The sequence below is a fragment of the Trichloromonas sp. genome, from assembly GCF_034006665.1.
Lineage (GTDB): Bacteria > Desulfobacterota > Desulfuromonadia > Desulfuromonadales > Trichloromonadaceae > Trichloromonas.
This window is the reverse complement of the sequence record NZ_JAVESI010000005.1, coordinates 1-24,457: the sequence shown is the minus strand read 5'-3', so window position 1 is coordinate 24,457 and position 24,457 is coordinate 1. Positions and strand designations below refer to the sequence as shown.

The window sequence follows — 24,457 nt, the reverse complement described above, 5'->3', positions numbered from 1 at the left end:
AATCGAGCTGGATCGGGCGCGCGGGAGACGACGGGCGCCCCCGCGGCGCATAAGCAAAATTACGATTTCTTGCGGGTAGGAATTTCGAACTCGATCTTGCCGGCGGCAATTTCCCGTAGCGCCAAAACGATCTTCTTGTTGCCGGCCTTATTCTCGATCAGGGGCTGGCCGCCCTTGTAGAGCTGTTTGGCGCGTTTGGCGGCAACCATCGCCAAAAGGAAACGGTTAGGAATCTGACGCAGACAATCTTCTACGGTAATACGGGCCATTATCGATACTCCTTGAGGGTTTGGTTTAAGTTTTATCAGGATTCGGCCAAGCCGAATTCATCCGGGAGGGTGGGAAGCACCCGCGCCGAACGACAGCCTTCGGCGAGGATGATCGCCCGTAGTTCCTCCCGAGCCTGGGCGAAATCGTCGTTGACGACAAGATAGTCATACCAAGCCGCCTGGAGGATCTCCCCCCGGGCATTGTCGATGCGCCGGTTAATGATATCGACGCTGTCGGTTCCCCGCCCTTCGAGGCGGCGGCGCAATTCCTGAATGCTGGGCGGGAGAACAAAGATAAAGACTCCGTGCCGATAGTTCCGTTTGATCTGAGCCGCCCCTTGGCAATCGATTTCGAGGAGCAGATCATAACCACCGACCCGGGCCTCTTCAAGGGTAGCGATCGCCGTGCCGTAGCCATTGCCGTGAACTTCGGCCCATTCGGCAAAGCGCCCGGCGGCCGCCATGCAATCAAAGGCGTCCCGGGCAACGAAATGATAATCCCGACCATCAACTTCACCGGCCCGTGGTGGGCGCGTCGTGTAGGAGACAGAATGCCGCAAGCGCGGGAAGAAGTCAACGATCTCCTTGCATAACGAGGTTTTGCCCGCTCCCGAAGGGGCCGATACGACGAAAAGGTTACCCGCCGCCCCCGGTCTTTTCACCTTGGCATCTTCCGCCACCCGTTCCCCCTATTCGATATTCTGAACCTGTTCGCGAATCTTTTCCAGTTCAGCCTTCATCGCCACCACCGTGCGCGTCAGTTCGGCATCGTTGGATTTGGATCCCATGGTATTGACTTCCCGATTGAGTTCCTGCACGAGAAAATCCATCTGCCGCCCCACCGGTTCGGCCTGGGCAAAGAGGGCGCGGAACTGAACGAGATGACTTCTAAACCGGGTCAGTTCCTCGCTGATGTCGCAGCGGTCGGCAAAGATTGCCAATTCCTGAGCCAGCCGCTGCGGATCATAGTCGAGATCCTTGTTCAGCTTGGTCAGCCGCGCCTCCAGCTTGGCCAGCCATTCCCCGGGCACTTGGGGAGCTCGCTTCTCAACCGCCGCGAGCATCTCCTCCAGCAGGCGCAGGCGCTCATCCATGTCCGTGAGCGTCGCTTCCCCTTCGGCGCGGCGCATTTTCATCACCGCGTCGAGCGCAGCCCCGAGGGCGCTCTCAAGACACCGGCGCAGAGCGGCTTCATCCAGATCCCCCTCGCGCAGGGTAACGACATCCTTCTGCGCCGCAAGCAGGGCAAGGGAGAGTTCGCCGCCAAGCCCGAAGGTCTCACACATCTCCTCGAAGACCTTGACGTAAGCCGCCGCCAGGGGGCGATTCAGAGCCGGGGCCAGGCCCCTTTCCGAAGCCGCTTCCTGGGTGATGAAAAGATCGATCTTGCCCCGTTTGAGAACCTCGCCGACACGCTTTTTGATGTCGTTTTCAAAGGCAAAGAGAAAACGGGGACTTTTGACCGTCACATCGCCGTAGCGATGATTCACCGTCTTGATCTCCACGGTCAGGCAGAGCCCGTCCACCTCCGCCTGTCCCTTGCCGTAACCGGTCATACTTGCGATCATAAGACTTTGCTTTCTGGTAGAAATCGGCCGATTCCTGCAGATGGCCGAAAGGTTTTTCATCCATCGGTTCCGCCGCGGCGTGCATAGTACACATCCGCCACGGGAAATTCAACGTCCTTGCGCGACAGATCTTCTTCCGGTCGACGAAAAGACTTGCTCGCGCCGCCCATGTTGACGACAATAGCCAAAAGAGATCAAATCCGAACTTCATTAATTTCCGACAAGGAGTCCTCATGCTCAATCGCAACATTCCCTATGAAAGCAGCCCGGCGATTGTCGCCGTCAACGGTTTCTTCCCCCGGGTCTACGGCTGGATGACCGCCGGCCTGGCACTGACCGCCCTGGCCTCGCTCCTGACCCTGTCCAGTCCGGCCCTGCTTCAGGCGATCTTCGGCAACAAAATCGTCTTCTTCGGGCTGATGATCGGCGAACTGGCCCTGGTTATCGCCCTGTCGGCAGCTATCAACCGCATCGGCGCCGCAACCGCCACCTTGATGTTCCTACTTTATTCGGCCCTGAACGGCGTCACCTTCGCCGCCATTTTCGTGGTCTACACCGAAAGTTCCATCGCCAGCACTTTTCTGATCACCGCCGGCACCTTCGCCGCCATGAGCCTCTACGGCGCGACCACCAAACGGGATCTCACCGGACTCGGCAGTTTCATGTTCATGGGCCTGGTCGGCATCATCATCGCCTCAGTGGTCAATATCTTCATGCAGAGTGCGATGATCACCTGGGTAGTCAGCTATCTCGGCGTCCTGATCTTCGTCGGTCTTACCGCTTACGACACCCAGAAACTCAAGATGATCGGCCAACAGGGCTTCGCTGACGGTGCTTCCCTGCAGAAAGCGGCGATTCTTGGCGCTCTCACCCTCTACCTCGACTTCATCAACCTCTTTCTGATGCTGCTGCGGATCCTGGGTGACCGGCGCTAGAAATCTAGCGCTTCCCCTGCCAAAGCCGGCTCCTCTCAACCCTGCCTTGACCGCCTTTTCCACTCCGGATGAGGCGGTTTTGCTTTTCCCGCATAGGGTTTTATGTTACAAAATGAAGTTCCGTCTGGCCCATGAACTTTTTCCATGGCGAAGCCTCGGGGGCCAGACAATTCAAATTCCGGATATTCATTGATGAGATATTCCCGCGTTTATATTGAGTCGGTCGGCTACGAACTGGCGCCCATCGTCGTCACTTCGACGGAGCTGGAAACCCGGCTTAAACCTATGTACGATGCCCTGCACATCGCCCCGGGCCAACTGGAAGCGCTGACCGGCATCCGCGAACGGCGCTGGTGGAAGCCGGGGGCCACCATCTCTGAGGGCGCCATCGCCGCCGCGAAAAAAGCCCTGCAGGGACGGGAGATCACGCCCCAGGAAATTGGCGCCCTGGTCTACGCCGGGGTCTGCCGTGAGCATTTTGAACCGGCCACGGCTTGCCAGGTCGCCGCTGCCCTCGGCATCCAGGGGAACGCCGCCGTCTACGATCTCTCCAACGCCTGTCTCGGAGTGCTCAACGGCGTGCTCGACATCGCCAACCGCATCGAGCTTGGGCAGATTCGCGCCGGGATGGTGGTGGCCTGCGAAAGCTCCCGGGAAATCAACGAAATCATGATCCGGCGGATGCTCGACAGACCCTCGATGCAGCTTTTCACCACCTCCCTGGCGACTCTCACCGGCGGTTCCGGAGCGGTGGCAGTCCTTTTGACCGACGGCTCCTTCAGCCCCTCCCGGCGGCCGCGTCTACTCGGCGGGGTGAACATCGCCGAGCCCCAGCATCATGCCCTCTGCCGTTGGGGTCTCTCCGCCGAGTCTCCGGAGAATCATGTTCCCTATATGAACACCGACGCAGTCGCCGTGATGAAGCATGGCGTCGAACTGGGCAAAAAGACCTGGGCTGCCTTCATGGCCGAACTGGAACTGAGCACCGAACGCATCGACAAGGTGATTTGCCATCAGGTCGGCGAAGCCCACCAGCGACTGATCCTGCAAACCCTCGGGGTCTCAAAGGAGAAGGATTTCACCACCTTTGAGTTTCTCGGCAACATGGGCACCGTCTCTTTGCCGGTGACGGCGGCTATCGCCAAAGAAAGAGATTTCCTCATCCCCGGCGACATCGTCGGTTTTCTCGGCATTGGCAGCGGTCTCAACTGTCTGATGCTGGGAATCCAGTGGTGATGGCATCGCCAATAACGCCAACGGCTACGTTGCCGTCATTTTTTCGCTGCTTCGCCGAAGACAACTACACTTCACTGGTCGCAAATGGCGTGCCTCGCATTGGGCGCTTTTAGCTGAGCCATCGACCTCGATACTTTTCACGAAAGCATCTTCTGTTCATGCAGGCCTTCTATCCCTTCAAAAGTCATTTTCTCGATCTCGACGGCCTCAAGTACCATTATCTCGACGAGGGCAAAGGCGATCCGGTCGTCATGCTGCACGGCAACCCGAGCTGGTCCTTCTACTATCGGGAACTGGTGCGGGAGCTGCGCAACGGCTATCGCACCGTCGTCCCCGACCACATCGGTTGCGGACTCTCGGACAAACCGGCCGACTCCTACTATTCCTTCACCCTCAAGCAGCGGGTCGATGACCTCGAACGGCTTCTCGACCACCTCGGTATCGACGAGCGCATCACCCTGGTGCTCCACGACTGGGGGGGGGTGATTGGCATGGCCTACGCCGCCCGCCATTCGGAACGCATCGCCCGGCTGGTGATTCTCAATACCGCCGCCTTCCACCTGCCGAAGGAGAAGAAATTCCCCCTGGCACTGAAAATCTGCCGGGATACCCAGCTCGGCGCCTTCCTCGTGCAGACCTTTAACGCCTTCGCCCGGGGCGCCGCCTGGGTCGGCTGTAAACGCAAACCGATGAACGCCGAGCTGCGCCGCGCCTATTGCAGCCCCTACGACAACTGGCACAACCGCCTGGCAACCCTACGTTTTGTCCAGGACATCCCATTGCTCCCCTCCGACCCCAGTTACGCCCTGGTCAGCGAAGTGGAAGCGTCCCTTCCCCGCTTCGCCGATTTGCCCATGGCGATCTTCTGGGGGGAGCGGGATTTCGTCTTTGACCGGGTCTTCCGCGACGAATGGACGCAGCGCTTCCCCAAAGCCGAGCTCCATTCCTACCCCGACGTCGGCCATTACGTGCTGGAGGATGCCGGCGAAGAAATCATCCCACTGATTCGCCGGTTTCTTACGAACCATCCCCTACCGACCGTTCCGCCATGGAAACAAAAACAGCGCTAACCAACATCGCCGCCTATCTGCCGGAGATGGCCAGGCTTCATCCCCTGTCCCCGGCGGTCTACTTTCCCCAGGGGAAGGACCGCCGCGGCCGCGTCGCCTACACCCATTACACCTTCGCTCAGCTCGACCGCGAGAGCAACCGCATCGCCCATGGTCTGGAGAGCCTCGGCATCCGTCGGGGAACGCGCACGGTGCTGATGGTGCCGCCAAGCCTCGACTTCTTCGCCCTGACCTTCGCCCTCTTCAAGATCGGCGCGGTACCGGTGCTGGTCGATCCCGGCATGGGCGTAAAAAACCTCAAGACCTGCCTGACCGAAGCCGAACCGGAAGCCTTCATCGGCATTCCCAAGGCCCATGTCGCCCGCGTGCTCCTCGGCTGGGGGAAGGCGACCCTCCGCATCCTGCTCACCGTCGGGCCGCGCCTCGGCTGGGGCGGCGCCACCCTCACCGACTTCGCCGGCTGTTCCGCCGACTACGCCATGGCCGCCACCGCGCCCGAGGAGACCGCCGCCATCCTCTTCACCAGCGGCAGCACCGGCGTTCCCAAGGGAGCGATCTACAGCCATGGCAACTTTCTCGCCCAAGTGGAAATGCTGCGCAGACTCTACGACATCGAACCCGGTGAAATCGATCTGCCGACCTTCCCCCTTTTCGCCCTCTTCGCGCCTGCTTTGGGGATGACTTCGGTGATCCCCGACATGGATTTTACCCGTCCCGGCGCCGTCGATCCGCGCAAGATCATCGCCGCCATCGAGAGTTTCGGCGTCACCGGCATGTTCGGCTCACCCGCCCTTATCAACCGTGTCGGCCGCTACGGCCAGGCCCAAGGCATCCGCCTGCCGAGCCTGCGCCGGGTCATTTCCGCCGGCGCGCCGGTGCCGGCGCAGGTGTTGGAACGCTTCGCCGGCATGCTCGACGCTGCCGCCCGCATCCACACCCCCTATGGCGCCACCGAGGCGCTGCCGGTCGGCTCCATTGATCATCGGGAGATCCTCGGTAAAACCCGGACCCTCACCGATCAGGGGCGCGGCGTTTGCATCGGCCGTCCGGTGCCGGGGATCACGGTGGAGATCATCGCCATCGACGACGGCCCCATCGCCGCCTGGGATGAAAGTCTGAAAGTCGCCAACGGCGTCATCGGCGAGATCGTCGTCCAGGGCCCGCAGGCCACGGCCGCGTACGTCAACCGCCCCGAATCGACGGCGCTGGCCAAGATCGCCGATCCTGAGGGCGGCTTCTATCACCGCATGGGCGATCTCGGCTATCGGGACGAGCAGGGGCGTCTCTGGTTCTGCGGCCGCAAGGCGCATCGCGTGGTCACCAGCGAAGCAACCCTCTTCACCATCCCTTGCGAGGCCATTTTCAATACCCATCCCCAGGTCTTTCGCTCGGCTTTGGTCGGCGTCGGCGAAGCGGGACGACAGCGGCCGGTGATCTGCGTTGAGTTGGAAAAAGGCACGGCGAAGAGCGAGCACCCGCGCATCCGACAAGAGCTGCTGGAAATCGGCGCCCGCCATGAACTCACTGCCGGTTTGCGCGAGCTGTTCTTTCATCCCGCCTTTCCCGTCGATATCCGCCACAATGCCAAGATCTTTCGGGAAAAGCTGGCAATCTGGGCGCAGGAGCAGTTGCGATGAAAGTGCTGGTCACCGGCGGCGGCGGTTTTCTCGGACAAGCGATCGTCAAGCGCCTGCGGGAGCGGGGAGACGAAGTGCGCTCCCTGGCCCGTAACGCCTATCCCGAACTGGAAGCCCTCAGTGTCGAACAGTTCCGGGGGGATCTCGCCGATGCCGGGGTGGCGATCGAAGCGGCGACGGGCTGCGATCTCGTCCTTCACGTCGCCGCCAAGGCCGGGGTCTGGGGAAATTATCAGGATTACTACCGGGCCAATGTCGTCGGCACCGCTAACATCATTGCCGCCTGTCGGGCCTGCGGCATCGCCAAACTGGTCTACACCAGTTCGCCGAGCGTGGTCTTCGACGGCCGGGACATGGAAGAGGTCGACGAATCTGCCCCCTACCCCGCCCACTTTGAAGCCTATTATCCGCGGACCAAGGCCGAGGCCGAGAAGCTGGTACTGGCCGCCAACGGCTCGGAATTGGCGACGACGGCGCTGCGTCCTCACCTCATCTGGGGGCCGGGCGACAACCATCTGGTACCGCGCATCCTCGACCGCGGCCGCCGGGGACGGCTGCGGCGCATCGGCCGACGTCCCTGCCCGGTCGATACCCTCTACATCGATAACGCCGCCGAAGCCCATCTTCAGGCCGCTGACCGCCTCGCCGTCGGTTCGCCGGTTGCGGGCAAGGCCTATTTTCTTGCTCAAGGCGAACCCAAACCGGTCTGGGAGGTGGTTGACCGTATCCTCGCCGCCGGCGGTCTGCCCCCCGTGACCCGGGTCATTTCTCCACACCTCGCCTATGCCGCCGGTTGGTTCCTGGAAAAGATGTACACCCTGCTGCGGCTCTCCGGCGAACCGCCCATGACCCGTTTCGTCGCCCGGGAACTCTCCACCGCCCACTGGTTCGACCTGAGCGCCGCCCGCCGCGACTTCGGCTATCAACCTCAGATCAGCTTCGATGAAGGGATGGAACGTCTGGCCGCCTGGCTCAAGGAGTATCCCCGCTGATACCCCCGGTATCCTGGCGGCAACCGCCCGCCGCGCCTCGCCTCGCCGCTTTGGAACTGCACCTCTGGCGCTTTCCTCTCGATGTGCCTCCAGACATGATTGCCGGCCTGCGCACCCTCCTCTCCCCCGACGAAGCGGCCCGCGCCGAACGCTTGCGCGTCCCCGCCAAAGTACATGAATTCATCGCCGCGCGCGGGTATCTGCGCCGGATTCTCGCCCGCTATCTCCACACCCCACCCTCCTCTCTGAACTTCGCATACGGTCCCGCCGGAAAACCCTTTCTCGACTCCCCCAGGGTCCCCCTTTTCTTCAATCTCACCCATGCCGGCACCTGGGGCCTGCTCGGTATTGCCGATGACCAGGAAGTCGGCATCGACGTGGAATGGTTGCAACGCCCCGTCGATATCCGTCAGATCGCGTCCTGGGCCTTTGCCGGAGAACTCTGCTCGGAACTGGAAAGCCTGCCGCCGGAAATAAAAAGGGCGCGTTTTCATCTTCTCTGGACAGATCGGGAAGCTCGTCTGAAAACCTTGGGCATAGGCTTTTCCCACCCCGTTCCCGCCGGATTCGACGATCTTGCAAGCGGCCACTTCCTGCTCGAACCCGATTATCTCGGGGCCTGGGCAACGGCCGTTAGCCCCAGGCTGATTTCCTATTGGGACGAAACTCTGCGGGATTCGGAATAATCCTTCCTATCTATTCCTGAAATGATCATCTATCGCGGCGCTCCTTTCCGTCGACCGCATACGCTCATTCATCCTTCGGTTCATCATGGCCTTTTTAGGTAGGAAGACCGCTTCAGCGTGGGTATCCAGGGAATTGACCAAACCGCACCAGAAAATTGATAGCGATGCTCAACGAAGTGGTTGACGCCATGCCGGCCACGACATGAGGGGGGATCACTAGGCGCTTTTCATTCCGGATAAAATTGTTGACAGATTAGTTTTTCGGCATTATTTTTTCGACTGAGTAGTCAGTCAGGAGAAATCTATGCCCCCATGCAAACCCGAAGACAAACGCTGCGCCCTGCTTCACGCCGCCCTGGAACTCTTCGCCACCCAGGGTTTCGACGGTACCGCCACGGCCCAGATCGCCAAACAGGCCGGGGTCGCCAGTGGTACCCTTTTTTTCCATTTCAAGAGCAAGGAAGAGTTGATTCAGGAACTTTTCCGGGAAGTGCGCAACAAAATCGAACAGGAATTGCGGGAACCGGACGGTACTTCCGCCTCCCTGCGCGAGCGCCTGCTGCGCTCCCTGGAAAAACTGCTCCTTTTCCTGCTGAACAATCCCCGGGAATTCAAATTCATCGAGCACTACTACTTCTCTCCCTTCAGCGAACGGGAAGTGTTTCGCATCGAGGAACATAACATCATCCACCATCTGCTCGTCCAGGCCCGCGACGGGCAGATTGTCAAGGAGGCCCCCCTGATGGTCCTGGAAGCCGTCGTTTTCGGCCCCATCACCGCTCTGGCCAAGGAACACGCCAACCGCAGCGCGGTCATTGATGAGGAAATCTGCCGGTTGACCATCCAGGCCTGCTGGGACGGCATCAAACGCTGAGCACGGCATCGTAACGAAGGAACCGCCCCCTATGACTGCACCGAACAGACGGGAAACCATTCTCCATGTCGCCAAGGAACTGATCGCCGTCAACGGTTTTCACAACACCCCCATGAGCATGATCGCCGACAAGGCCGGCATCGCCACGGGGAGCATCTATCGCCACTTCACCAGCAAGGACAAACTGATCAACGAGATCCACCGGGAACTGAACGACCGCCTTGTGCGCTCTCTGCTCAAGAACTACCCCCGGGGGGAACCGACGTCGGTGCGTTTTCACTCTATCGGCCGGTCCTTTGTCCATTACTGTCTGGCCGCCCCCTTCGATTTCAGTTTCCTTGAGAAGTTTCACAACTCCCCTTACGGGGTGGCCTATCGCCGGGAACTGGTTTCGCAAGAAAAAGAGCAGAGCCCGATCGACGAACTTCTCGCTGCGGCCGCCCGGGAAGAGGTTATCAAACAGCTGCCCCGCACGGTACTGAGCGCGCTGATCTTCGGCCCCCTGGTCGGTATCGTGCGCGACCACATCCTCGGTTTCAACCGTCTCGACGAGGAGACCATTGAACGGACCGTCGAAGCCTGCTGGGATGCGATTCGTATTTGAAGCAGGGGTAAAAAGAGAGTAATCTTTCGCGGTTTTGACCCTGACCGACATTTCTCCGGTTGCCCGGAAAGTCTCCGGCAATTCGTCACCCACAAGGATCAAGCAATGAAGATCAACGACAAATCCCGCTGGCTGATCACCGGGCTCTGCGCCCTGATGCTGTTCATGAACGGCTGCAAAAAAGAGGCGGCCACACCGGTTGCTCCGGCCCAGGCACCGCCACCGGCAGTCGGGATCATCACGGTGACTCCCCAGTCCGCACACCTGACCAGCGAGCTGCCCGGGCGGACCGCGCCCCGGCTGATCGCCGAGGTGCGGCCGCAGGTGAGCGGCATCATCCAGAAACGGCTCTTCACCGAAGGAGCCGACGTCAAGGCGGGCCAGGTTCTCTATCAGATCGACCCGGCTCTCTATCGCGCCGAGGTCGACCGCACCGAAGCCACCCTGACCCGCGCCATAGCCAATGTCACCTCCATACGCCAACGCTTCGAGCGTTACCGAGAATTGGTGAAGATCAATGCCGTCAGTCAGCAGGATTACGATGACACCAGCGCCGCCTTGCGTCAGGCTGAGGCCGAAATCGAAGTCGCCAAGGCCGCCCTGCAGACGGCGCGTATCAATCTCGACTACACCACGCTCAAAGCGCCGATTTCCGGGCGGATCGGCCGCTCCGCCGTGACCGACGGAGCCCTGGTCACCGCCAATCAGCCCCAGGCTTTAGCCACCATTCAGCAACTCGATACCATTTACGTCGATGTCGTCCAGACCTCCGCCGAGATGCTCAATCTGAAGCGGAACCTGGAAAGCGGCCTGCTGCAAGGCAGCAACCGGGCCACGGTGGATCTGCGCCTGGAAGACGGCACCGCCTACCCCCTTCCCGGGGAGTTGAAATTCTCGGAAGTGACCGTTGAGCCGAGCACCGGTTCGGTTACTCTGCGGGCCATCTTCCCCAATCCAAAGATGCAGCTGCTGCCCGGTATGTTCGTACGCGCGATCGTTACCGAAGGCACCAGCGACGCGGCACTGCTGGTGCCGCAACGGGGGATCACCCGCAACCCCGCCGGCGAGGCCATGGTCATGCTGGTTAACGCCGAGGAGAAGGTCGAGCCGAGAGTCATCCAGGTCGCCCGCACGGTGGGGAATCAGTGGCTGGTTTCCGGTGGTCTTGAAGCCGGTGACCGGGTGATCCTCGAAGGCATCCAGAAAGCCCGGCAGGGGACGGTGGTGAAAACCTATGTCTTCGGCGAAAAAACGGATGAGGCACCGCCGGCGCCGTCCACCGACAAGAAGGAATAACCCTCCCCCCTGCCTCAATCCTTATCGAGGATGGAGCAGGACCGGCGGTCAGCTTTCAATGTAGATTTTTCAAGGAGCTTCCCCCATGTCCCGGTTTTTCATAAATAGACCGATCTTCGCCTGGGTTCTCGCCATCATGGTCATGCTGGCGGGTCTGCTGGCGATCAAAACCCTGCCGGTCTCCCAGTATCCGCCCATCGCACCGCCGCAGATCAGCATCAACGCCATGTATCCCGGGGCCTCGGCCCAGACCGTACAGGATACGGTCACCCAGGTCATCGAGCAGAAGCTCAACGGCATCGACGACCTGATCTACATGTACTCGACCAGCGATTCGGCCGGGGCCGTTTCCATCAACCTGACCTTCAAGGCCGGCACCGACCCGAATATCGCCCAGGTTCAGGTGCAGAACAAACTCCAGCTCGCCACCCCCCTGCTTCCCCAGGTGGTACAGAAACAGGGGATCCAGGTGGTCAAATCGACCAAGAACTTCCTGGTCATCGTCGGCCTGATCTCCGAGGACGGTTCCATGAGCCGCCACCAGCTGACCGACTACATGGTGTCCAATGTCCAGGACATTGTCAGCCGCGTACAGGGGGTCGGTGAGGTCACGGTTTTCGGCTCCCAGAATGCCATGCGCATCTGGGTCGACCCCGACAAAGTCAACAGCTACAAACTCACCAGCGACGACGTGATGGACGCCCTGCAGGCTCAGAACGCCCAGGTTTCCGCCGGTCAGTTCGGCGGCTCGCCGGCCGTCGCCGACCAGCAGCTCAACGCCACCGTCACCGCCCGCACCCTGCTGCAAACCCCGCAAGAGTTCGACAACATCATCCTGCGCACCAATCCCGACGGCTCGACGGTCCGTCTGAAGGATGTCGCACGGAGCGAGATCGGCACCGAGAACTACGACATCGAAGCCCGCTACAAGGGGATGCCCCTCGGCGGCATGGCCATTCGCCTCGCCGCCGGCGCCAACGCCCTCGACACCGTCGAGCGGATCAAGAGCAAGATGGAGGAACTTTCCCGCTACTTCCCCGCCGGGATGAAAGCCGTTTACCCCTACGACACCACCCCCTATGTGGAAGTCTCCATCAAGGAGGTGGTGCGGACCCTGATCGAAGCGGTTTTTCTCGTCTTTGTCATCATGTTCCTCTTTTTGCAGAACATCCGCGCCACCCTGATTCCCACCATCGCCGTGCCGGTCGTTCTGCTCGGAACCATGGGGGTGTTGTCGGCCGCCGGCTTTTCCATCAACACCCTGACCATGTTCGCCCTGGTCATCGTCATCGGCCTGTTGGTGGATGACGCCATCGTCGTCGTCGAGAACGTCGAACGGATCATGTCCGAAGAGGGGCTATCCCCCCACGATGCCACGGTCAAATCGATGGGGCAGATCACCGGCGCTCTGGTCGGCATCGCCACGGTTCTCACCGCCGTCTTTCTGCCTATGGCTTTTTTCGGCGGCTCCACCGGGGTCATCTACCGACAGTTCTCCATCACCATCATCTCGGCCATGGTCCTTTCGGTGCTGGTCGCGCTCATTCTCACCCCGGCCCTCTGCGCCACCCTGCTCAAGCCGGTGACCAAAGGGCACGAAGCCTATGAAAGCGGCTGGTTCAGCGGCTTTTTCCGCTGGTTCAACAAGGCCTTCAATTTTGGCCGGGGGAAATACGAAAAGATCGTCGGTCGCTCTTTCGGCAAGCCGCTCCGGTACTTGGTCGTCTACGGCGCCATTGTCGCGGTCATGATCTATTTTTTCGTCCGTCTGCCCACCGCTTTTCTCCCCGATGAGGATCAGGGTTTCATCATCTGCCAGATCCAGCTCCCCGCCGGGGCAACCAAGAACCGCACCATTGGGGTCATCGAGCAGATCGAAAAACATTTTCTCGAAAACGAGACCAAGACGGTCGAGGCACTGGTCACCGTGGCCGGTTTCAGTTTCGCCGGTCGCGGCCAGAACATGGGTCTGGCCTTCGTCAAACTCAAGGACTGGGAACTGCGACCGACCCCCGAGCTGCGGGCCCCGGCCATCGCCGGCCGGGCAATGCAGGCCTTCTCCCAGATCCGCGACGGCCTCGCCTTCGCCTTCTCGCCGCCGGCAGTGGTGGAGTTGGGGCAGGCCAACGGTTTCGACTTCATGCTCCAGGACCGCGCCGGTCTCGGCCACGCCAAGCTGATGGAGGCCCGCAACCAGCTTCTCGGCATGGCCATGCAGAACCCCAAACTGATCGCCGTGCGCCCCAACGGTCAGGACGATTCCCCCCAGTTCAGACTCGATCTCGACGATGTGCGCGCCGGCGCCCTCGGGATTTCTCTCAACGATATCAACAGCGTACTGAGCACCGCTTGGGGCAGCTCTTATGTCAACGATTTCATCGAAAACGGCCGGGTCAAAAAGGTCTACGTGCAGTCTGCCCAAGAGTTCCGCATGGTGCCCGAAGACATCAACCGGTGGTATCTACGCAACAACAAAAATGAGATGGTCCCCTTCTCGGCCTTCGCCACCGCCCACTGGGAATACGGATCCCCCCGCCTGGAACGCTACAACGGCATTCCCGCCGTGGAAATCATGGGACAGGCGGCGCCGGGCGTAAGTACCGGCGAGGCGATGCTGGCGATGGAAGAAATGGCCGCGAAACTCCCCCCCGGAGTCGGTTTCGAGTGGACCGGCCTCTCTTACGAGGAGAGACAGGCGGGCGCCCAAGCCCCGGCCCTTTACGCCATCTCGCTGCTGGTCGTCTTTCTCGCCGTCGCCGCCCTCTACGAAAGCTGGACCATTCCTTTCGTCAACCTGCTCATGCTCCCCCTGGGACTGGTCGGCGCAGTTACGGCGGTCACCCTGCGCGGCCTGCCCAACGACGTCTATCTGCAGATCGGCCTCTTGACCACCATCGGCCTTTCCACCAAAAACGCCATCCTCATCATCCAGTTCATCAAGGAACTGCTCCGTCAGGGACATAGCCTGGTCGAGGCCACACTCATGGCGGTAAAAATCCGGCTGCGTCCGGTCATCATGACCTCTCTGGCCTTCTTCTTCGGCACGCTGCCCCTGGCCCTGACCAAAGGAGCCGGTTCCGCCGCGCAGAATGCCATCGGCACCGCCGTCACCGGCGGTCTGCTCTCGGCGACCTTTATCGACCTGCTCTTCATCCCCTTCTTTTTCGTCTTGATTTCGCGTATTTTTGGACGCCAGAAGACAGCGGTCGCCACCCAACCCCTGGAGGTGCATTGATATGACCCGCGCGCTGACCAAACTTATTCTGATGATGGGAGTCCTTTTCCTGCCGGCGGGCTGCGCGAGCATGGCGCCCGACTATAAACAACCGGAACTCCCCGTGACCGAAGCCTGGCCGCAAGGGGAAGCCTACAGCGAGGCCACGGACGGCCCGACGGCGGCGGAACTGCCCTGGCGGGAATTTTTCCGCGACGAACGTCTGCAGCAACTCATCGAACGGGCGCTGGAAAACAACCGCGACCTGCGCGTCGCCGCCCTTAACGTCGAACGCGCCCGCGCCCAGTATCGCATCCAGCGCAGCGAACTCTTCCCCGACATCGGCGCCGGCGGCAGTTTCAACAAACAGCGGCAACCGGATGTCACCGGTTTCGGTCGGGTCATGCATTTCGAGCAGTACGGGGTAAACCTCGGGCTGGCCTCTTGGGAGCTCGACTTCTTCGGCCGCATCCGCTCCCTCAAGGAGCAGGCGCTGGAGTCCTACTTCGCCACCGAGGAAGCCCGTCGCGCCGCCCGCATTGCCCTCATCGGCGAAGTCGCCAACGCCTATCTGAACCTGGCCGCCGATCGCGAACGGCTGGCCCTGGCCGAGGAAACCCTCGCAAGCCACCAGGCCACCTACGATCTGACCCAACGCCGCTTCGACCTGGGCGTCGCCAGCGCCTTGGAAGTGCGTCAGGCGCAGACCAGTGTCGAGGGGACGAAGGTCGACATCGCCCGCTTTACCTCCCTGATTGCCGAGGATGAAAACGCCCTGCGTCTGCTCACCGGCGGAGAAGTGCCCACAGACCTCTTCCCCGCCGCGCCCCTGAAGGCCGCAACCACCCTGAGCCCCCTTTCCGCCGGTGTGCCTTCAGAGGTTCTGTTGCAGCGCCCGGATATTCTCGCCGTCGAACATCGCCTGAAAGGGGCCAATGCCAATATCGGCGCCGCCCGCGCCGCCTTCTATCCGCGCATCGCCCTGACCACCAACGGCGGTTTCGCCAGCACCGAACTGTCGGATCTTTTCACCAGCGACGCCCGCGCCTGGGCCTTCACCCCGCGCATCGACATTCCAATTTTTAACGCCGGACGCCTTCAGGCCCAGCTGGAAACGGCCGAGATCGACCGGGACATCCTCATCAACCAATACGAAGGCGCGATTCAGACGGCCTTCCGGGAAGTGGCCGACACCCTCGCCCAGCGGGGCACCATCGACGAACAACTCCAGGCCCAGCAGGCGCTGGTCGAAGCGACCAGCGAAACTTACCGCCTTTCGGAAACCCGTTTCGATAAGGGAATCGACAGCTTCCTCCAGGTCCTCGACGCCCAACGGGCCCTCTACGGCGCCCAGCAGAACCTGATCAACATCGAACTGGCCGATCTCGCCAGCCAGATTAACCTTTACAAGGTACTCGGCGGAGGATCGAAGTAACTTCCTTTGGACAAAAGGCCTTTTCCATGATCCCTGTAATAAAACGGCTGTTCGGCAACGGCTATCTGCTGATTCTGCTCGTACTTGCCATCGCAGCGGGCGCCCTATGGAAATACAGCCAAAAGGATGAACCGGTCGGACTCGTCAGCGGTAACGGCCGGATTGAGGCGGTGGAGATCGATATCGCCAGCAAACATCCCGGACGGCTTGAGGATGTGCTGGTGCGCGAGGGGGATTTCGTCACCGCCGGTGAAGTGCTGGCAGTGATGGACACTGAGGCGCTTTCCGCACAACTGCGCCAGGCCGAGGCCCAGCTGCGGCAAACCCATAGTTCCGTGGCCACGGCAAAAAGCCAACTGGCCCAGCGACGAAGTGAAAAGGCAGCGGCTTTGGCCTACGTCAAGCAACGCCAAGCCGATCTCGATAATGCCCGCAAGCACGCCCAGCGCTCGGCGGCGCTGGTCGCCGAAGGCGCCATCTCCCGGCAAACGGCTCAGGACGACGAGAGCCGGGTGCTCAGCGCCGAAGCGGCCCTCGCCTCGGCCCTCGCCCAGGTTTCCGCCGCCGAAGCCGCCATCGCCACCGCCGAAGCCCAGGTCATCGGCGCCCAGTCGACCATCGAAGCGGCCCAGGCCACGGTCGAACGCATTCAGGCGGACCTCGACGACAGCACCCTCAAATCCCCCCGAGACGGACGCGTCCAGTACCTCATCGCCCATCCCGGCGAGGTTCTCGGGGCCGGCGGTCGGGTTATCAGCTTGGTCGATCTGAGCGATGTCTACATGACCTTCTTTCTGCCCACCGCCGCCGCCGGACAAATTGCTCTGGGGAGCGAAGTCCGGCTGGTTCTCGACGCTGCTCCCCAGCATGTGATCCCCGCTAAAATCTCCTTTATCTCCGATGTCGCCCAGTTCACCCCGAAAACGGTGGAAACGGCCAGCGAACGGGAAAAGCTCATGTTCCGGGTGCGCGCCCAACTGCCCGTCGAACTGCTGAAAAAATACATCACCCAGGTCAAGACCGGCCTGCCGGGAATGGCTTATGTGCTGATTGACCCGCAAGCGCAATGGCCGGAAAATCTGCGGGTGACCGTGACGCCATGAGCTCTCCGGCGTCCTCCGGCGACATCAGGGAGACCCCTCCGGTCGCGCGATTGCGGGATGTTTCTCTCCGTTACACAAAGACCCAGGCCCTGGATTCCATCTCCCTCGACCTGCCGAGCGGCCGCATGGTCGGTTTCATCGGTCCGGACGGCGTCGGCAAATCGAGTCTTTTCTCCCTGATCGCCGGGGCCCGTGCCATCCAGACCGGCCGCATCGACGTGCTCGGCGGCGACATGGCCGACCGCCGCCACCGCCGTCAGGTCTGCCCCCGGGTGGCCTACATGCCCCAGGGTCTCGGCAAGAATCTCTATCCCACCCTCTCGGTCTTCGAAAATGCCGAGTTTTTCGGCCGGCTTTTCGGTCAGGACCGCCAAGAGCGGCAGGAACGCATCGCCGATCTGCTCGCCGCCACCGGCCTCTCCCCTTTCGCCGGGCGCCCCGCCGGCAAACTTTCCGGCGGCATGAAACAGAAACTGGGTCTCTGCTGCGCCCTGATCCACGATCCCGACCTGCTGATTCTCGACGAACCGACCACCGGCGTCGATCCTCTTTCCCGCCGTCAATTCTGGGAACTGATTGACCGCATCCGCCGCAACCGCCCGGGAATGAGCATCCTGGTCGCCACCGCCTACATGGAAGAATCGGCCCGCTTCGACTGGCTGGTGGCCATGAACGACGGACGCGTCCTTGCTACCGGCGCTCCCGCCGAACTGCTCGAACGCACCGGCGGAAAAAGCCTCGAAGAAGCCTTTATCGCCCTTCTCCCCGAGACCCAGCGGGAGAACTACGAGCCCATCGTCATTCCGCCCCGACATATGGACGACGACGGGCAAACGGCCATCGAGGCGCGGGGATTGACCATGCGTTTCGGCGACTTTACCGCCGTCGATCAGGTCAATTTTCGTATCCTGCGCGGGGAAATCTTCGGGTTTCTCGGTTCCAACGGCTGCGGCAAGACCACAACCATGAAGATCCTCACCGGCCTTCTCCCCGCCAGTGAGGGGGAAGCCAGGCTTTTCGGCCACAAGGTAAACGCCCACGACATCGAAACCCGACGCCGGGTCGGTTACATGACCCAGGGTTTTTCCCTCTACAGCGAACTGACGGTACGCCAGAACCTGGTTCTGCACGCCCGACTCTTCCGCATGCCCGAGAAGAAAATCCCGGCACGGGTGGCGGAGATGGCGGAGCGTTTTGGCCTGAGCGGCATCATGGAGAGTCTTCCCGATGCCCTGCCCTTGGGCCAGCGTCAGCGACTTTCCCTGGCGACAGCGATGATTCACGCCCCGGAAATGCTCATTCTCGATGAGCCGACTTCGGGGGTCGACCCGGTGGCGCGGGACGGCTTCTGGCGGATCATGATTGATCTGGCGCGGCGGGAGAAGGTCACGATCTTCATCTCCACCCATTTCATGAATGAAGCGCTGCGTTGTGACCGGATCTCCCTCATGCATGCCGGCAAGGTACTGGTCAGCGATGCGCCGCGGGCGCTGATGGAAAAGTGTGGCGCGGCGACCTTGGAGGAAGCCTTCATCAACTATCTGGAAGAGGCCTCCGCCAGCCCGAAAAGCGCCGCCTCACCGCCGCCCGAAAAGGCTCTGCCGACGCCGCCCGCGCCGTCCCGAGATAAAAAGCATCCTTCCGACGGAATCTTCAGTCTCCGCCGTCTGCTCAGTTACACCCGCCGCGAATCCCTGGAGTTGCGCCGTGATCCGATCCGCCTGACCCTGGCCCTGCTCGGCACCTTCATCCTCATGTTCGTCATCGGTTACGGCGTCAACATGGATGTGGAGGATCTGACCTTTGCCGTCCTCGATCGCGATCAGTCCGCCTTGAGCCGAGATTATGCCCTGAATCTAGCGGGTTCCCGCTATTTCATCGAACATGCGCCGATCCGCGATTACGCCGATATGGACCAACGGATGCGCGCCGGCGAAATCAGTCTGGCCATCGAAATCCCCCCGGGCTTCGGCCGCGATCTGCGGCGCGGCAACGCGGTTGCCATCGGCGCCTGGATCGACGGGGCCATGCCGCAAAGGGCCGAAACGGTAAGCGGTTACGCGCAGGGCATGCACGCCCATTGGCTGGCGTCCGTCAGCCGTCAGACCCAAGGGGAGGCCGCGACGGCCGGCACGGTCAACATTGAGACCCGCTTTCGCTATAACCCGGATGTCAAGAGCCTGCCCTCCATGGTTCCGGCGGTGATTCCCCTCTTGCTGATGATGATTCCGGCCATGCTCACCGCTTTATCCGTGGTACGGGAAAAAGAGCTGGGTTCCATCGTCAACCTCTACGTTACCCCCGTTACGCGCCTGGAGTTTCTGCTCGGCAAACAGATCCCCTATCTGGCTCTGGCGATGCTCAACTTCCTGCTTTTGACGGCTTTGGCGGTCTTCGTCTTCAAGGTACCGATCACGGGAAGTTTTGCCGCCCTGAGCGCAGCCGCCCTGTTGTATGTCAGCACCGCCACCATCCTGGGCATGGTGATTTCGACCTTCATGCGCAGCCAGATTGCCGCCATTTTCGGAACGGCGATTCTCACCATTTTGCCGGCGGTGCAGTTTTCCGGCATGCTTGATCCGGTTTCCTCCCTGGAAGGAACCGGAGCGGCGATCGGCAAGATCTATCCGACCACCCATTTTCTCACCATCGCCCGGGGAACCTTCGCGAAAGCCCTCGGTTTCGCCGATCTGCAAGCGTCCTTCATCCCCCTGCTGCTGGCCGTCCCCATCCTCATCGGGCTCGGTGCCGTCCTGCTCAAGAAACAGGAGCGTTGATCATGGGCCTCGCCAACATCCGCCATCTCGGCGTTAAAGAACTGCGCGGACTGCTCCGGGACCCGATGATGCTCTTCCTCATCGTCTACGCCTTCACCTTCGCCGTCTACGCCAGCGCCACGGCCATGCCCGAGACCCTGCACAAGGCGCCGATCGCCATCGTTGACGAAGACCATTCGCCCCTTTCCCGGCGCATCGTCGATGCCTTTTATCCCCCGCGCTTTCTTCCGCCGATTCTGATCGACCAGGCGCGGATGGATGCGCGCATGGATGCCGGTCTCGACACCTTCGCCCTCAACATCCCTCCCGATTTCCAACGCGATCTTCTTTCCGGACGCGTCGCCACGGTGCAAATCAACGTCGACGCCACACGCATGAGCCAGGCCTTTACCGGCAATGGCTACATCCAGCGCATCATCAGCGATGAAGTGAACGCTTTTCTGCGCGGTCACCAGAACGCCACCGCGCCCCCCGTCGAACTGGCCCTGCGTGCCCGCTTCAACCCCGAATTGAACAAAACCTGGTTCGGCGCCGTAATGAAGGTCATCGACAACGTCACCATGCTCTCCATCATCCTCACCGGCGCTGCGCTGCTGCGGGAACGAGAACACGGTACCGTCGATCATCTGCTGGTGATGCCGGTCACCCCCTTTGAAATCATGGCCGCCAAAATCTGGTCCATGGCCCTGGTCGTTCTGCTTGCCACCGCCGCGTCGCTGGTTGTGGTCGTGGAAGGACTCTTGCGAGTGCCCATCGAAGGCTCGATTTTCCTTTTTCTGCTCGGCACCGGCCTGCATCTCTTCGCCACCACCTCTCTCGGCATTTTTCTCGGCACCCTCGCCCGTTCCATGCCCCAGTTCGGGCTGTTGATGATGCTCTTTTTGCTCCCCTTGCAGATTCTCTCCGGCGGCACCACCCCCCGGGAAAGCATGCCCGACATCGTCCAGCACCTGATGATGAGCGCGCCCAACACCCATTTCGTCATGCTCGCCCAGGCGATCCTTTATCGCGGCGCCGGCCTCTCCGTCGTCTGGCCGCAATTCGTGGCCCTGGCGCTGATCGGCACGGTCCTGTTTTTCCTCTCTTTGGCCCGCTTCCGCAAAACCCTCGGGACGATGGCTTGAAAACGGTGAGCGTTGGGTTTTACTTGCTTTTGAACTGATCGGCAATCGACTGCCGGAGGCAACGTCTATGAGCCGTCTCAATCTTCCCAAAGGCGTTATCGCCCTCGGCCTGGTAAGCCTGTGCATGGATCTCTCCTCGGAGATGATCCACAGCCTGCTGCCGGTCTTTCTGGTCACCGTCCTGGGTGCCGGTGCGCTGTCGGTGGGCCTGATCGAAGGGATCGCCGAAGCGACGGCGGCCATCGTCAAGATCTTCTCCGGGGTGATCTCCGATCGGATCGGGCGGCGCAAGCCCTTGGTGCTCGCGGGTTACGGCCTGGCGGCGCTGACCAAGCCGCTGTTTCCGCTCGCCTCCGGGCTCGGTCTCATCCTCACCGCCCGCTTCGTCGATCGCATCGGCAAAGGGATTCGCGGGGCACCGCGCGACGCGCTGATCGCCGACATTACCCCGGCGGAAAGTCGTGGGGCGGCATACGGTTTGCGCCAGTCGATGGACACCATCGGCGCCTTCGCCGGGCCGCTGCTGGCCATGGCGCTGATGGCGGCAACCAGCGACAATTTCCGTCTAACCTTCTGGGTAGCCACAGTGCCGGCCGTCCTCTGCGTGCTGCTCATCGTCTTCGGCGTCGAGGAACCGGAATCAGCTCCTCGCGCCACCTCAACAAAATCGCCAATCTCCCATGAAAATCTGGGGCGTCTGCCGGCCCATTTCTGGTGGGTGGTCGCCTTCGCCGCCGTGCTGACCCTGGCCCGTTTCTCCGAGGCCTTCCTGCTGCTGCGGGCGCAGAATCTGGGACTCGCCGTCACTTGGGTGCCGATGGTGCTGATCGTCATGAACCTGGTTTACGCGGCCAGCGCCTACCCTGTCGGCAAACTCTCCGACAACAGCAACCGTTCCGGCCTGCTCGCCTGGGGCATCGGCTTTCTCATCCTCGCCGACCTTGTCCTCGCCGCCGCCAGCGGCATCTGGGCGGTCATGCTCGGCGCCGCCCTGTGGGGCCTGCACATGGGCGCCACCCAGGGGCTGCTTTCGGCCCTGGTCGCCGACGCTGCCCCCGCCGATCTGCGCGGCACCGCCTTCGGCGTCTTCAACCTCGCCGGCGGCCTTGCCCTCCTCGCCGCCAGCGTCATCGCCGGAGCTCTGTGGAGTCGGTTCGGCCCGGCCATGACCTTTTACGTCGGCGCGATCTTTTCGGCGGTGGCGTTGGCCGACTTGGTCGCGAATGTACGAAGAAGCAGGCTAAACGGGCATGCCGCCAGCCAGTGAGCACCGTCGCTCCCACAAGAGAATTGACAAGGCCCCGGTTTAGGTTCACTTAAGACCAATGCCATGCTCATGTGATTTGTCGCTTTTCAACTGAGGGGAGGCAGAGACATGACGAATCGTCGAAAAACTACAAAGCCACGTTATCGACTATCGGTCACGTGGTTTTCTGCGTATCTGGATCAGGAGTTGAATATACGGTTCCCAGAATTAGACCATGATCGATAAAACCCCTAGCAAACAATGAGTTTTTGTCCGTTGTTACATCTGATAGACTGATGGGGTAGACAAGCAAATTTGACAGGGGAGAAAACCGTGACGATCTCCGAGACGAGCGAGAATCCTTCAGACCTTATCCGTCTCAAGGACGGCACGTTCCAGTTGCGCCTGGCCGGCGACTGGCTGGCGGGAAGCCTTCCCCTCCCCCTCGATGACGTGGAGGCGGCCATGGCCGGGAAGGCGCCGGTCACCCTCCGCTTCGAAACGGAGGATCTGCACAGCTGGGACAGCGGCCTGCTCACCTTCCTCAGCGGCCTGAAAAAGCTTTGCGATGAACGGGGGATCGCTTTCGACGACGGCAACCTGCCCGACGGCGCCCGACGCCTGCTGGCTTTGGCTGCGGCCGTTCCCGAGCAGCAGGCTGCTACCGGCCAGGCCCGCGCACCCCTCCTCGAGCGGGTGGCTGACCGCGCCCTCGGTGTCTGGAAGTCCGTCGTCGACATGCTCGATTTTCTCGGCGAAGTCACCCTCGCCTGCGGCCGCCTACTGACGGGTCGGGCCCGTTTCCGACGCACGGACCTCTGGGAGATCATGCGCGAATGCGGCGCCGGCGCTCTGCCCATCGTCTCTCTCATCAGTGTGCTGGTGGGATTGATCTTCGCCTTCGTCGGCGCGGTGCAGCTCTCCATGTTCGGCGCCGAAATCTATGTCGCCAGTCTGGTTGGCATCGCCGTCGTGCGGGTCATGGGGGCGATCATGACCGGCATCATCATGGCCGGCCGTACCGGCGCCGCCTTCGCCGCGCGCATCGGCACCATGCAGGTCAACGAAGAGATCGACGCCCTCGCCACCCTCGGCATTCCGCCGGTCGATTTCCTCGTTCTCCCGCGCATCATCGCCCTCACCCTGATGATGCCCCTGCTCTGCCTCTACGCCGACCTCATGGGGATACTCGGCGGACTGGCCGTCGGCGTCTTCATGCTTGATCTGAACCTGGGGGAATATCTGGAAATGACCAAACTGGCGGTGGGGCTCAAGGATTTCTGGATCGGCCTCTTTCACAGCGCTGTTTTTGGCGTGCTGGTCGCCCTCTCCGGCTGCCTGCGCGGCCTGCAATGCGGACGCAGCGCCTCGGCGGTGGGGGATGCGGCGACCTCGGCGGTGGTCACCGGTATCGTCAACATCATCGTGGCGACGGCGATCATCACCGTCATCTGCAATATTCTGGGGATCTGAGCCATGGCGACGACGGCAGCGGCCATCGAAGTGCGGGATCTGACTATGGCCTACGGCAGCCGGGTCATCCAGCGGGATCTGACTTTTACCGTCAACCGCGGGGATATCTTTATTATCATGGGCGGCAGCGGCTGCGGCAAGAGCACCCTGCTGCGCCACCTCATCGGCCTGCAAGTGCCGGCGACGGGGAGCGTCCATTACGGCGAAACGGATTTCTGGAACCTGCCCGCCGACGACCGTCAGCGCTTCATGCGCCGTTTCGGGGTGCTTTACCAGAGCGGCGCCCTGTGGAGTTCCATGACCTTGGCGGAAAATATCGCCCTGCCGCTGGAGGAATATACGGATTTGTCGAAGGCCGAGATCGCCGATCTGGTCGACCTCAAGCTCGCTCTGGTCGGGCTGGCCGGTTTTCGCGACTATTATCCGAGCGAAATCAGCGGCGGCATGAAGAAACGGGCGGGACTGGCCCGAGCCATGGCCCTCGACCCCGACATCCTCTTCTTCGACGAGCCCTCGGCCGGTCTCGATCCGATCAGTTCCCGCCTGCTCGACGATCTCATTCTCGAACTGCGGGACAGCCTCGGCGCCACGGTGGTGATCGTTACCCACGAACTGGCGAGCATCTTTGCCATCGGTAACAACTGCGTCTTTCTCGACGCCGGAACGAAAACCATGATCGCGACCGGCGACCCGAAAAAACTTCGGGACGAATCGGATAATCCGCTGGTGCGGCGCTTTCTTACCCGAGGCAAGGCGAATTAGGATGATGCGGTGACAAATGGAACCGCATCGTAACTATTCACCCGCCAGCGACAGGCCATCGGATTTTGGTCGCACGTCACCATCCGGCGACATGAAATCCGGCTGCTTGCCTTCGAACAGTAGACGCAAGGCTTCGGCGGCCGTGATGCCGTTTTT

The 24,457-nt window shown here is 61.4% G+C and carries 21 protein-coding genes; 17 read left to right on the top strand and 4 right to left on the bottom strand.

The window, feature by feature from the left end; genetic code table 11:
- Positions 1–59: 59 nt before the first annotated feature.
- From rpoZ to RBR25_RS03560, 4 genes are read right to left on the bottom strand one after another with little or no spacing between them, the layout of a single operon-like run.
- A complete protein-coding gene (rpoZ, locus tag RBR25_RS03575; RefSeq protein WP_432818158.1) occupies positions 60–269 on the bottom strand; it encodes a DNA-directed RNA polymerase subunit omega in 210 nt (69 codons plus the stop codon).
- Positions 270–304: 35 nt separating this feature from the next.
- On the bottom strand, positions 305–931 hold the full coding sequence (gene gmk / locus RBR25_RS03570; protein WP_432818236.1) for a guanylate kinase: 627 nt from the start codon (positions 929–931) through the stop codon (positions 305–307).
- A 27-nt stretch (positions 932–958) separates the two neighbouring features.
- A complete protein-coding gene (locus RBR25_RS03565) occupies positions 959–1,837 on the bottom strand; it encodes a YicC/YloC family endoribonuclease (protein ID WP_432818157.1) in 879 nt (292 codons plus the stop codon).
- Between the two features lie 56 nt (positions 1,838–1,893).
- Entirely contained in the window at positions 1,894–2,025 is a 132-nt protein-coding gene (locus RBR25_RS03560) for a hypothetical protein (RefSeq protein WP_432818156.1), read from the bottom strand.
- A 45-nt stretch (positions 2,026–2,070) separates the two neighbouring features.
- Between RBR25_RS03560 and RBR25_RS03555 the strand changes: the two genes are divergently transcribed.
- From RBR25_RS03555 to RBR25_RS03475, 17 genes are all read left to right on the top strand, one after another.
- Complete coding sequence (locus RBR25_RS03555; RefSeq protein ID WP_432818155.1) at positions 2,071–2,772, top strand: Bax inhibitor-1/YccA family protein; 702 nt, start codon at positions 2,071–2,073, stop codon at positions 2,770–2,772.
- Positions 2,773–2,964: 192 nt separating this feature from the next.
- A complete protein-coding gene (locus tag RBR25_RS03550) occupies positions 2,965–4,008 on the top strand; it encodes a 3-oxoacyl-ACP synthase III (protein ID WP_432818154.1) in 1,044 nt (347 codons plus the stop codon).
- A gap of 158 nt (positions 4,009–4,166) precedes the next feature.
- On the top strand, positions 4,167–5,078 hold the full coding sequence (locus RBR25_RS03545; protein ID WP_432818153.1) for an alpha/beta fold hydrolase: 912 nt from the start codon (positions 4,167–4,169) through the stop codon (positions 5,076–5,078).
- The gene (locus RBR25_RS03540) at positions 5,057–6,715 is read left to right on the top strand and encodes a fatty acid CoA ligase family protein (RefSeq protein ID WP_432818152.1); all 1,659 of its coding nucleotides are present in this window, start codon (positions 5,057–5,059) and stop codon (positions 6,713–6,715) included. Before RBR25_RS03545 ends, RBR25_RS03540 begins: the two co-directional genes overlap by 22 nt.
- On the top strand, positions 6,712–7,707 hold the full coding sequence (locus tag RBR25_RS03535; protein ID WP_432818151.1) for an NAD-dependent epimerase/dehydratase family protein: 996 nt from the start codon (positions 6,712–6,714) through the stop codon (positions 7,705–7,707). The genes RBR25_RS03540 and RBR25_RS03535 overlap by 4 nt, the downstream gene beginning before the upstream one ends.
- A gap of 95 nt (positions 7,708–7,802) precedes the next feature.
- The gene (locus RBR25_RS03530) at positions 7,803–8,393 is read left to right on the top strand and encodes a 4'-phosphopantetheinyl transferase family protein (RefSeq protein ID WP_432818150.1); all 591 of its coding nucleotides are present in this window, start codon (positions 7,803–7,805) and stop codon (positions 8,391–8,393) included.
- 304 nt (positions 8,394–8,697) lie between these two features.
- On the top strand, positions 8,698–9,267 hold the full coding sequence (locus RBR25_RS03525; protein ID WP_432818149.1) for a TetR/AcrR family transcriptional regulator: 570 nt from the start codon (positions 8,698–8,700) through the stop codon (positions 9,265–9,267).
- 31 nt (positions 9,268–9,298) lie between these two features.
- Positions 9,299–9,871, top strand: a complete 573-nt coding sequence (locus tag RBR25_RS03520) for a TetR/AcrR family transcriptional regulator (protein WP_432818148.1) — start codon at positions 9,299–9,301, stop codon at positions 9,869–9,871.
- Between the two features lie 105 nt (positions 9,872–9,976).
- Positions 9,977–11,167, top strand: coding sequence for an efflux RND transporter periplasmic adaptor subunit (locus RBR25_RS03515; protein ID WP_432818147.1), 1,191 nt, complete (start codon positions 9,977–9,979; stop codon positions 11,165–11,167).
- 85 nt (positions 11,168–11,252) lie between these two features.
- On the top strand, positions 11,253–14,402 hold the full coding sequence (locus RBR25_RS03510; RefSeq protein ID WP_432818146.1) for an efflux RND transporter permease subunit: 3,150 nt from the start codon (positions 11,253–11,255) through the stop codon (positions 14,400–14,402).
- Position 14,403: 1 nt separating this feature from the next.
- Positions 14,404–15,816 (top strand): AdeC/AdeK/OprM family multidrug efflux complex outer membrane factor, encoded by a 1,413-nt coding sequence (gene adeC, locus RBR25_RS03505; protein WP_432818145.1) that lies wholly within the window; start codon positions 14,404–14,406, stop codon positions 15,814–15,816.
- A 26-nt stretch (positions 15,817–15,842) separates the two neighbouring features.
- A complete protein-coding gene (locus RBR25_RS03500; RefSeq protein WP_432818144.1) occupies positions 15,843–16,919 on the top strand; it encodes an HlyD family secretion protein in 1,077 nt (358 codons plus the stop codon).
- On the top strand, positions 16,916–19,696 hold the full coding sequence (gene rbbA / locus RBR25_RS03495; protein WP_432818143.1) for a ribosome-associated ATPase/putative transporter RbbA: 2,781 nt from the start codon (positions 16,916–16,918) through the stop codon (positions 19,694–19,696). The genes RBR25_RS03500 and rbbA overlap by 4 nt, the downstream gene beginning before the upstream one ends.
- A gap of 2 nt (positions 19,697–19,698) precedes the next feature.
- Entirely contained in the window at positions 19,699–20,820 is a 1,122-nt protein-coding gene (locus RBR25_RS03490) for an ABC transporter permease (RefSeq protein WP_432818142.1), read from the top strand.
- Between the two features lie 67 nt (positions 20,821–20,887).
- Positions 20,888–22,087: an MFS transporter gene (locus RBR25_RS03485; protein WP_432818141.1), complete on the top strand. Its 1,200-nt coding sequence runs from the start codon at positions 20,888–20,890 to the stop codon at positions 22,085–22,087.
- A 312-nt stretch (positions 22,088–22,399) separates the two neighbouring features.
- Positions 22,400–23,539 (top strand): MlaE family ABC transporter permease, encoded by a 1,140-nt coding sequence (locus tag RBR25_RS03480; RefSeq protein ID WP_432818140.1) that lies wholly within the window; start codon positions 22,400–22,402, stop codon positions 23,537–23,539.
- A gap of 3 nt (positions 23,540–23,542) precedes the next feature.
- Entirely contained in the window at positions 23,543–24,301 is a 759-nt protein-coding gene (locus RBR25_RS03475; protein ID WP_432818139.1) for an ABC transporter ATP-binding protein, read from the top strand.
- Positions 24,302–24,457 lie beyond the last annotated feature (156 nt).

Bases quoted from the DNA above. Each gene is read 5' to 3' on its own strand.
- rpoZ (WP_432818158.1), bottom strand. From the start codon at position 269: ATGGCCCGTATTACCGTAGAAGATTGTCTGCGTCAGATTCCTAACCGT.
- RBR25_RS03565 (WP_432818157.1), bottom strand. From the start codon at position 1,837: ATGATCGCAAGTATGACCGGTTACGGCAAGGGACAGGCGGAGGTGGAC.
- RBR25_RS03555 (WP_432818155.1), top strand. From the start codon at position 2,071: ATGCTCAATCGCAACATTCCCTATGAAAGCAGCCCGGCGATTGTCGCC.
- RBR25_RS03550 (WP_432818154.1), top strand. From the start codon at position 2,965: ATGAGATATTCCCGCGTTTATATTGAGTCGGTCGGCTACGAACTGGCG.
- RBR25_RS03545 (WP_432818153.1), top strand. From the start codon at position 4,167: ATGCAGGCCTTCTATCCCTTCAAAAGTCATTTTCTCGATCTCGACGGC.
- RBR25_RS03540 (WP_432818152.1), top strand. From the start codon at position 5,057: ATGGAAACAAAAACAGCGCTAACCAACATCGCCGCCTATCTGCCGGAG.
- RBR25_RS03535 (WP_432818151.1), top strand. From the start codon at position 6,712: ATGAAAGTGCTGGTCACCGGCGGCGGCGGTTTTCTCGGACAAGCGATC.
- RBR25_RS03530 (WP_432818150.1), top strand. From the start codon at position 7,803: ATGATTGCCGGCCTGCGCACCCTCCTCTCCCCCGACGAAGCGGCCCGC.
- RBR25_RS03525 (WP_432818149.1), top strand. From the start codon at position 8,698: ATGCCCCCATGCAAACCCGAAGACAAACGCTGCGCCCTGCTTCACGCC.
- RBR25_RS03520 (WP_432818148.1), top strand. From the start codon at position 9,299: ATGACTGCACCGAACAGACGGGAAACCATTCTCCATGTCGCCAAGGAA.
- RBR25_RS03515 (WP_432818147.1), top strand. From the start codon at position 9,977: ATGAAGATCAACGACAAATCCCGCTGGCTGATCACCGGGCTCTGCGCC.
- RBR25_RS03510 (WP_432818146.1), top strand. From the start codon at position 11,253: ATGTCCCGGTTTTTCATAAATAGACCGATCTTCGCCTGGGTTCTCGCC.
- adeC (WP_432818145.1), top strand. From the start codon at position 14,404: ATGACCCGCGCGCTGACCAAACTTATTCTGATGATGGGAGTCCTTTTC.
- RBR25_RS03500 (WP_432818144.1), top strand. From the start codon at position 15,843: ATGATCCCTGTAATAAAACGGCTGTTCGGCAACGGCTATCTGCTGATT.
- rbbA (WP_432818143.1), top strand. From the start codon at position 16,916: ATGAGCTCTCCGGCGTCCTCCGGCGACATCAGGGAGACCCCTCCGGTC.
- RBR25_RS03490 (WP_432818142.1), top strand. From the start codon at position 19,699: ATGGGCCTCGCCAACATCCGCCATCTCGGCGTTAAAGAACTGCGCGGA.
- RBR25_RS03485 (WP_432818141.1), top strand. From the start codon at position 20,888: ATGAGCCGTCTCAATCTTCCCAAAGGCGTTATCGCCCTCGGCCTGGTA.
- RBR25_RS03475 (WP_432818139.1), top strand. From the start codon at position 23,543: ATGGCGACGACGGCAGCGGCCATCGAAGTGCGGGATCTGACTATGGCC.